The organism is Lysinibacillus sp. UBA5994 (assembly GCF_002429725.1).
Taxonomy (GTDB): domain Bacteria; phylum Bacillota; class Bacilli; order Bacillales_A; family Planococcaceae; genus Lysinibacillus; species Lysinibacillus capsici.
The window spans coordinates 27,247-35,737 of record NZ_DJAU01000045.1 but is presented as its reverse complement, the minus strand read 5'-3'; the positions used below and the strand labels follow the sequence as shown (position 1 = coordinate 35,737).

The 8,491-nt window shown below is 37.2% G+C and carries 8 protein-coding genes; 1 reads left to right on the top strand and 7 read right to left on the bottom strand.

The annotated features are described in order from the left end of the window. Nucleotides 1–1,059: citrate synthase (gene citZ, locus B3D98_RS14630; RefSeq protein WP_288583850.1), on the bottom strand; the 1,059-nt coding region annotated here is incomplete at its 3' end. 250 nt (nt 1,060–1,309) lie between these two features. Here citZ and B3D98_RS14625 point away from each other — a divergent pair. Further along, nucleotides 1,310–2,275 (top strand): AI-2E family transporter, encoded by a 966-nt coding sequence (locus tag B3D98_RS14625; RefSeq protein WP_288583848.1) that lies wholly within the window; start codon nt 1,310–1,312, stop codon nt 2,273–2,275. Here the strand turns inward: B3D98_RS14625 and B3D98_RS14620 are convergent. From B3D98_RS14620 to B3D98_RS14595, 6 genes are all read right to left on the bottom strand, one after another. Then, nucleotides 2,259–2,648, bottom strand: a complete 390-nt coding sequence (locus B3D98_RS14620) for an FxsA family protein (protein ID WP_054549955.1) — start codon at nt 2,646–2,648, stop codon at nt 2,259–2,261. The genes B3D98_RS14625 and B3D98_RS14620 overlap by 17 nt on opposite strands. 202 nt (nt 2,649–2,850) lie before the next feature. Further along, nucleotides 2,851–4,611 carry a pyruvate kinase gene (gene pyk, locus B3D98_RS14615; RefSeq protein ID WP_048393575.1) on the bottom strand — a complete coding sequence of 587 codons (1,761 nt, stop codon included), beginning with the start codon at nt 4,609–4,611 and terminating at the stop codon, nt 2,851–2,853. A 26-nt stretch (nt 4,612–4,637) separates the two neighbouring features. Continuing rightward, nucleotides 4,638–5,597: a 6-phosphofructokinase gene (gene pfkA, locus B3D98_RS14610; RefSeq protein ID WP_048393573.1), complete on the bottom strand. Its 960-nt coding sequence runs from the start codon at nt 5,595–5,597 to the stop codon at nt 4,638–4,640. Between the two features lie 321 nt (nt 5,598–5,918). Then, nucleotides 5,919–6,875 (bottom strand): acetyl-CoA carboxylase carboxyltransferase subunit alpha, encoded by a 957-nt coding sequence (locus B3D98_RS14605; RefSeq protein WP_054549954.1) that lies wholly within the window; start codon nt 6,873–6,875, stop codon nt 5,919–5,921. Next, entirely contained in the window at nt 6,868–7,725 is an 858-nt protein-coding gene (accD, locus tag B3D98_RS14600) for an acetyl-CoA carboxylase, carboxyltransferase subunit beta (protein ID WP_048393568.1), read from the bottom strand. Before accD ends, B3D98_RS14605 begins: the two co-directional genes overlap by 8 nt. 24 nt (nt 7,726–7,749) lie before the next feature. Beyond that, entirely contained in the window at nt 7,750–8,391 is a 642-nt protein-coding gene (locus B3D98_RS14595) for a FadR/GntR family transcriptional regulator (protein WP_048393566.1), read from the bottom strand. Nucleotides 8,392–8,491 lie beyond the last annotated feature (100 nt).

Here is an 8,491-nt window from a genome sequence, read left to right as displayed (position 1 = left end):
TGGACGGATTAGGCGGTTATTAGCATATTGCTCAAGGATATGTGCCACCCAACCTGAAGTACGTGATACTGCGAAAATTGGTGTGAACAGGTCATGATCAATACCTAAAGAATCATACACTGACGCAGAGAAGAAATCTACGTTTGCAGGTAATTTCTTTTGTTCTACGATCATGTCATGGATTTTAACTGACATTTCGTAAAGCTCTGGTTTACCAGTTAGCTCAGTTAATTTTTTAGACATTACGCGTAAATGCGGAGCACGAGGGTCGCCTTTACGATATACACGGTGACCGAAGCCCATGATTTTTTCTTTGTTGTCTAATTTATTTTGAATATAAGATTCAACATTTTCAAGTGAGCCAATTTCAGTTAACATTTTCATAACTTGCTCATTTGCTCCACCGTGAAGTGGTCCTTTTAATGCACCGATCGCTGCAGTTACACCTGAATAAACGTCAGATAATGTAGCTACACATACACGTGCAGTGAATGTAGATGCATTTAACTCATGGTCAGCATGTAATACTAATGCTTTGTCGAATGCTTCAATTTCAATATCTGCTGGCTCTTCGCCTTTAAGCATGTATAAGAAGTTTGCCGCATATCCTAGTTCAGGTTTTGGTGAAACTGGTTCTAAACCTTTACGAACACGTGCAAAAGCAGTTACTACTGTAGCAATTTTAGCTTGAAGACGAATTGCTTTACGGTAGTTTGCTTCTGGATCCATAACATCCGCTTCTTCATCGAATACACCAAGTAAAGATACTGCAGTACGCAATGCAGCCATTGGATGTACAGTTGAAAGTGGGTATGTTTTGAATTGGTCGACAATCGCTTGCGGAATTGACATGTTGTCTGCCAATTGTTGTTTTAATTCAGCTAGCTCGTCCTCTTTTGGTAAACGAGTATGCCATAACAGGTAAATTACCTCTTCGAATGACGCATTTTCTGCTAAATCATCAATGTTGTAACCAACATATGTAAGTGTGTCATCGATAATTGAACTGATTTTAGATTCCGCTGCTACGATACCTTCTAAACCTTTAGTTGCTGACATAAATTATCGCTCCCTCATACTTATTTTTTTGTTGCAAATGCGTTTTTTATGTTGCATTTACGAATTTTGCTCATATGAACCATTAAGTAAATCGCTTACATTGCTATTATAATCATTTTTGACAGCTTTGTGAATGAAAATCCTCCAAATAAAGAAAAAGACGTCCGAACGACTATATAATTGTCCTAAAGAGATTTTTTTGTATATTTTGACATTAATTTATCAATTGGTTTGGGGTGAATTTGTAAAAATGAGGAATTTAAAGTATTTTTCATACGAAAGAACTACGAGCGTTTTGCTATTTATTTTTTATTTAGTCATACTTTGGTTTGTATTACCTGTGTCACTCGCAATTTTTTTATCATTTTCGACGTATCCTATCATAAAATTTTTACACAAATATTGTAGGATTGCGTATTGGATTGCAGCAATTATTGTGGAAGTATTAATATTAACCTGTATTTTTCTACTAGTTGTCATATCTATTAACAGTATTATCATCATTTTCCCAGAAATTCGAGAGACTTTACAAAATTTCCCGCTTTTCAGTGAATATGAATCCATGTTTGTACAAGTTTTAAAAGAAAAATCACTGTCCATTTTCGATTCCATCATCGTATATACAGCAGATCTTTTCCAATTATTAATGAAGCATGTCATTGAGGTTTTCATCTTTTTAGTCGCTTATTACTTTGCGCTTCTAGAAACACGTAAATCACGCTATTGGTTCTTTCAATATGTGCCTAAAAAATATCGTCAAGAGTGGCAATCTCATTTTGCAAAAATCATGCAACTTTTTCATTATTTCTTATTTGTAGAGTTTCAATTATTTACGATTACCCTACTCATTCTTTGTGCTGGCTTTATGATCCTTCAATTTGAACAAGCCATTATTAAAGCATTTATTGTAGCATTTGCAGATGTACTACCGTTTTTCGGAATTGGCGTTTTTCTTGTGCCAATGAGCATTTATTTTTATTTCAATGGCAATACCTTTTTATGTGTGGCCATTTTACTACTCTATTTATTTGTACAATTAACAAGGCAGCTAGCCGATTCGATGCTTTGGTCCAATACGCTTCAGCTACGCACATTCCATACATTCTTTATCAGCGCTGCCTCTATTCTATTATTTGGCTTTTATGGTATATTACTGAGCCCTATCTTTTTATTTCTAGCTGTAAAACTGAAAGAAAACTCTATCTTTGAACGATGATGAATTGACCTTTTTTCATTTTTTTACGCATCCAGTAATAGACAATGGGTTGGAACATTTTTCGAGAAAATGGCATGAGTAGGAATAAACCTAGGACATCTGTTAAAAATCCAGGTAACGCTAAAAGCAAACCACCACCAAAAGTTAAGAAAGTATCCACTAATGCAGCTCCTGGCGCTTCTCCGCGTGCCAATGTATTTTTCACATTTTGAACAGAGTTCATACCTTTATTTTTCATGACATAAATCCCAATCACACTCGTAGCAATAATGAGCAATAATGTACTTAAAACACCAATATTTTGTCCAATGACTATTAATAACGTCAATTCGGCTAATGTGTAGACAATGAAACCAAGAAAAATTTTTCGCATATTTTTCTCCTTTCTACTTGAAAAGCTATACCTTCTATACGTTATTATAGCCCGTTTAGTTTCATAAAAAAATGAATAGACCTATTCTAAGAGAAAGCAACTTCTGTTAAAGGAAGAAATTAATAGTTTCCATAAAGTGTGTGTACAACCTTTATGAAAAAGCTCTAGTACAACAAACCTCACTAGAGCTTTTTGTTAATTATTAAAGAACGCTTGCATGTCCTTTGTATATCACACCTGTTTCAGCGTCCATTGTAATTTCTTGACCATGACGGATTAATGTAGTTGCTTCTTTTACACCAACGATTACTGGAATACCTAGGCTTAACCCTACAACTGCTGCATGGCTAGTAAGTCCACCTTCTTCAGTAATTAGGCCAATACAATTTTCTAAAGCAGGCATCATATCACGATCTGAACCGACTGTAACAAGGATGCATCCGTCTGTATCGTAGGCAAGTGCCTCAGCAGCATTTTTAGCAACCACTGTTTTACCAACAACTGATGCTTTTCCGATCCCTTGTCCACGTGCAAGTAAATCTCCAATAATGTGAACTTTCATTAAGTTTGTTGTACCCGCTTCACCTACAGGTACACCTGCTGTAATGACAACTGCGTCTCCATGTGTAACAAAACCATGCTTCAAGCTTTCATCCACAGCTAGTTCTAAAATTTCATCTGTTGTTGTCACTCGTTGACACACAATTGGGTATACGCCCCATACTAGTGTTAATGTATGAGCTGTATTTGTAGAGCCTGTTACGGCAACAATTGGCACTCCAGGTCGATATTTTGCAATCATTCTCGCTGTATTACCACTTTCAGTTGGTGCCAATACGGCTTTCACCCCTAAATTGATAGAAGTATAAGCTACAGCTTGTGAAATTGCCTCTGTCATATTTGCTTCTTTCTCACGACTACGTGTAGAAACAATTGATCGATAATCTAATGAATTTTCAGTGCGTTGTGCAATTTTATTCATCGTTTGTACCGATTCAACTGGATAAAGACCTGCGGCAGTTTCACCAGATAACATGATAGCATCTGTTCCATCAATAATTGCGTTGGCTACATCACTTGCTTCTGCACGTGTTGGTCGTGGGTTACGCTGCATGGAATCTAACATTTGAGTTGCCGTAATTACCGGTTTACCAACTTGATTACATTTTAAAATTAATTTCTTTTGTACAAGTGGTACTTCTTCTGCAGGAATTTCAACACCAAGATCTCCACGAGCAACCATTAAACCGTCAGATACTAGGATGATTTCATCGATGTTATCGACACCCTCTTGGTTTTCAATTTTTGGGATGATTTGAATATGACTACCACCATTTTGTTCAAGCAATTCACGAATTTCAAGAACATCTTTTGCACGACGAACAAATGAAGCAGCAATAAAATCAACACCTTGTTCGATACCAAATAAAATATCTTGTGCGTCTTTTTCTGTGATACCTGGTAGTTGTACAGAAACACCTGGTACGTTAACACCCTTTTTATTTTTTAGTACGCCAGCATTTTCAACAATTGTATGAATTAATCCTTTTTCCATATCCGTTGCTAATACACGTAGTTGAATTAGTCCATCATCAAGTAAAATAATTGAATTTTGCTCAACGTCTTCAATTAAGCGCTCATATGTGACAGAAAAGCTCGTCTCAGTACCTTCTACTTCTGTCATTGAAATATCAATTACTTGACCTGCTGACAAATGAAGCTCGCCATTTTTCATGTTATGTGTACGAATTTCTGGTCCCTTTGTATCAAGTAAAATTCCCACTGGTTTATTTAATTTTTGTGCCACTTCACGAATTAAATGAATACGCCCTGCATGTTCCTCATGTGATCCGTGTGAAAAATTCAAGCGGGCTACATTCATACCTGCTTCGATTAATTTTTCTAAAATTTCTGGTGACTCACTTGCAGGTCCAATTGTACATACGATTTTTGTTTTTCTCATTTTTGCCCACTCCGTTTTATAACAAATTATATTGATAGTTCTTTCATTAGTGTATATAGGCTTACATCAGCCTCATGATTCTTTTCAAAAGCCTCTGGCATATCATAATCAATGACTTGATGATTGCGAATACCTACTGCTCGACCAGCCTTGCCTTCCATAAGTAATTCAACTGCATGTGCGCCAAACTGACTCGCTAATACGCGATCTCTTGCTGTAGGTGATCCACCACGTTGGATATGACCTAATACTGAAACACGTGTTTCTTTTCCTGTTTTTTCTTTTAACAGTTTTGCCAGCTCACTTCCTGACATAACACCCTCTGCCACAATAATAATACTATGCTTTTTACCACGTGCTGCACCACGATCTAAGCGTGCGACAATATCATCTAAATTATAATCTTCTTCTGGAATTAAAACTGTTTCAGCACCAGCAGCAAGACCTGCCCATAAAGCGATATCTCCTGCATCACGTCCCATTACCTCTACAATGAAAGAATTTTCATGAGATGTAGCAGTATCTCGGATTTTATCAATGGATTCTACTACTGTATTTAGGGCTGTATCAAAGCCAATCGTATATTCAGTTCCAGGAATATCATTGTCAATTGTTCCAGGTACCCCTACAACTGGGAACCCTTTTTTCACCAAATCCATGGCACCTCGATAAGATCCATCACCACCAATGACAACAAGTCCTTCAATACCAGCAGCTCGTAAATTCTCAATACCTCGTTGCTGAACAGCATCTTCTTTAAATTCTGGGCATCTTGCCGAATTCAAATGCGTTCCACCACGTTGAATAATACCACCAACTGCACCTAAATCAAGTTCTTCCATAAATCCTTTTACTAAGCCTTCATAACCATGCTTAATTCCGACAACATCAATTCCATGAAATGCTGCCTTACGAACGACCGCTCGAATAGCAGCGTTCATTCCAGGCGCATCTCCACCACTAGTTAATACAGCAATTTTTTTCATTGTCGAACCTCCTGCAGTTACTATTATTATTCACATTAACATGAAAAAACAAACTATGTAAGGGTTCTGGGGATACAAAAACATAACTTTTACATAAAAAATGAAAAGAATGCGCTTTCACACACTCTTTCCACCTAAAAACATCCTAAATCTAACATTTTTTCAAGAAGTCTGGCGTTTATTATGCGCTATTATCTTCTTTAATTTTTATAGCTTTTTAATATGTTAAGAAACAAATTTTGTCTCTTAACGAGCAAATATATAGCTTTTAAATTTTATATCCTATTAAAGTAAACAACATTCGTCTTTTTACAAACAGATTTACACTTCTGTATACTGTCCAATTTTTTTAAATTTTTCATAGCGATCTTCAACTAATTGTTCTCCATTTAAAGAATTTAATGCATGAAGTGTGTCACTAATGCATTCTTTAATAGAAAGGGCCTGTTTTGCTACATTGCGATGTGCTCCACCAATAATTTCAGGAATAATGCCATCAATTACACCAAGTTCTTTCAAATCAGGTGCTGTGATACGCATGGCTTCTGCTGCCTGCTTAGCCAGACTACCATCACGCCATAAAATAGATGCCGCTCCCTCTGGCGAAATAACAGAGTAAGTCGAGTTCTCAAGCATAAAGACACGGTTTGCTACACCTAATGCTAATGCACCACCACTTCCTCCTTCACCAATAACGATACTAATTACAGGCACAGTTAAGCCAGCCATTTCTACAAGGTTTCTAGCGATTGCTTCACTTTGACCACGTTCCTCAGCAGCTTTCCCTGGGTAAGCACCTTTAGTATCAATAAAACAAATAATTGGTCGTTTGAATTTTTCAGCTTGCTTCATCAAGCGTAGTGCTTTTCGATACCCCTCTGGATGAGGCATACCAAAATTACGACGGATATTTTCCTTAGTAGACTTACCACGTTGATGTCCAATTATTGTTACTGGTTGCCCTTCGAAAATGGCAATCCCACCAAGAATGGCTGCATCATCACCAAATGTACGATCACCATGTAATTCAATAAAATTTTCACACATTGCTTCAATATATTGAAGCGTTGTAGGTCTTTCTGGATGCCTTGCTACTTGCACACGATCCCACGGCTTCATATTGGCATAAATCGATTGCTCTAATTGTGATAAACGTGTTTCAAGCTTCTCGATTTCACCAGACATATCAACTTCTGCTTCAGCAGCAATTGTTTTTAATTCATCAATTTTCTCACGTAATTGTACGACTGGTTCTTCAAATGCTAAATTTTTAGACATGTTGTACGCCGCCTTTCGTATGCATTTTTACAAGTAAAGAAACTTGTTTACGTAAATCTTTGCGATGGAAAATGGCATCAAGCTGACCATGCTCTAATAAAAATTCTGCTGTTTGGAAATCACTTGGTAGTTTTTCTCGTACAGTTTCTTCAATTACACGTCGCCCTGCAAAGCCAATCAATGCCTGTGGCTCTGCAATATTTATATCACCAACAGAAGCAAAGCTTGCTGAAACTCCGCCTGTTGTTGGATGCGTTAAGATGGAGATGAACAATAAGCCTTGATCACTGTGGCGTTTTAATGCGACACTAGTTTTCGCCATTTGCATTAATGATAATACGCCCTCTTGCATACGAGCACCACCACTAGCGGTAAAGATAATAAATGGTACACCTAGTTCAGTTGCCTTCTCTACTGCTCGCGTAATTTTTTCACCGACTACAGAGCCCATTGACCCCATACGGAAGTGCGAATCCATAATCGCTACGACAATTTCTTCCCCATCTATTGTACCAACGCCTGTTAGGACAGCCTCATTCAAGCCTGTTTTCTCTTGGTCTGCTGCAATTTTTTCAACATACGCTGGGAAATTAAGAGGATTACTTGTTTGTAAATGATCATCCATGGATTCGAATGAGCCTTCATCTAAGAAATAGTCCACACGTTCTTGAGCAGTCATTTTGAAATGATGACTACATTTTGTACATACTTTATGATTTTTTTCTAATTCTTTTGTTAATTGAATGTGACGACATTCAGGACATTTTGTCATTAACCCTTCTGGAAATGCCTTTTCTTGCCCGTCCTCTTTCTTTTTTCGATTACCACTAAATAAGCTACGTATTGCCATGTTCGACTCCCCCTTTGTTGTTGTCTAAATGCTCTGTACAGTACTCATCCACTGCTCATAAGCTTTTAATGCTTCTTTTTCGTAACCCAGCTGCATCGATTTCAACATCGTTTGAATGATTAATTTTTCATCTTCTGTTGAGTTTCGATTTAAACGGTCGCCATCATAAGCTGCTAATTGAAACCAGATTTTTAATGAAAGACGATTACCTGTCGTAATTAATAGTTCTCTTAAAATATCTCGACAATTAATTGTACCTTCTATTTCTAGTTTCACAAAAAAACTATCCCACACAGGTAGTGTGCGAAGAATCTCTGTACAACTTATTACGCGGATTGCTTCCATTTCATGAATTTGTCGCGTTAATTCGACATCTTTTTTTGATTTTTCATCTTCTAATATAAACATCGACAGTATTTCTACGAGCTGATGCTTATGTGTGGACGCAAGAAAAGTACCACCACCATGTCTCGTTTCAATAAGCCCTAGCAACTCTAAGCTTCGCAAAGCCTCTCTCACAGAGGATCGCCCGACACCTAGACGCTCTGATAGAACTCGTTCGGAAGGTAGCTTCTCACCTGCTTGAATTTTTTCCATTTTAATGAGTTGACGTAGTTGTTGGACGATTTCTAAAAACACTTTTTTTTGTTCGGTTTTTTTATCCATACGACTAACTCCCCTTATCAAAAAAGTGGTCTGACCACTTTTTAACGTTGACTCTAGCTTACAAAATAACTGTGCAAAAGTAAAGAAAAAACTGCATAAA

What these genes read in the sequence shown, in the direction of transcription:
- B3D98_RS14620 (WP_054549955.1), bottom strand. Translation starts at nt 2,648, where the DNA reads ATGCGAAAAATTTTTCTTGGTTTCATTGTCTACACATTAGCCGAATTG.
- B3D98_RS14625 (WP_288583848.1), top strand. Translation starts at nt 1,310, where the DNA reads ATGAGGAATTTAAAGTATTTTTCATACGAAAGAACTACGAGCGTTTTG.
- B3D98_RS14595 (WP_048393566.1), bottom strand. Translation starts at nt 8,391, where the DNA reads ATGGATAAAAAAACCGAACAAAAAAAAGTGTTTTTAGAAATCGTCCAA.
- pfkA (WP_048393573.1), bottom strand. Translation starts at nt 5,597, where the DNA reads ATGAAAAAAATTGCTGTATTAACTAGTGGTGGAGATGCGCCTGGAATG.
- accD (WP_048393568.1), bottom strand. Translation starts at nt 7,725, where the DNA reads ATGGCAATACGTAGCTTATTTAGTGGTAATCGAAAAAAGAAAGAGGAC.
- pyk (WP_048393575.1), bottom strand. Translation starts at nt 4,611, where the DNA reads ATGAGAAAAACAAAAATCGTATGTACAATTGGACCTGCAAGTGAGTCA.
- B3D98_RS14605 (WP_054549954.1), bottom strand. Translation starts at nt 6,875, where the DNA reads ATGTCTAAAAATTTAGCATTTGAAGAACCAGTCGTACAATTACGTGAG.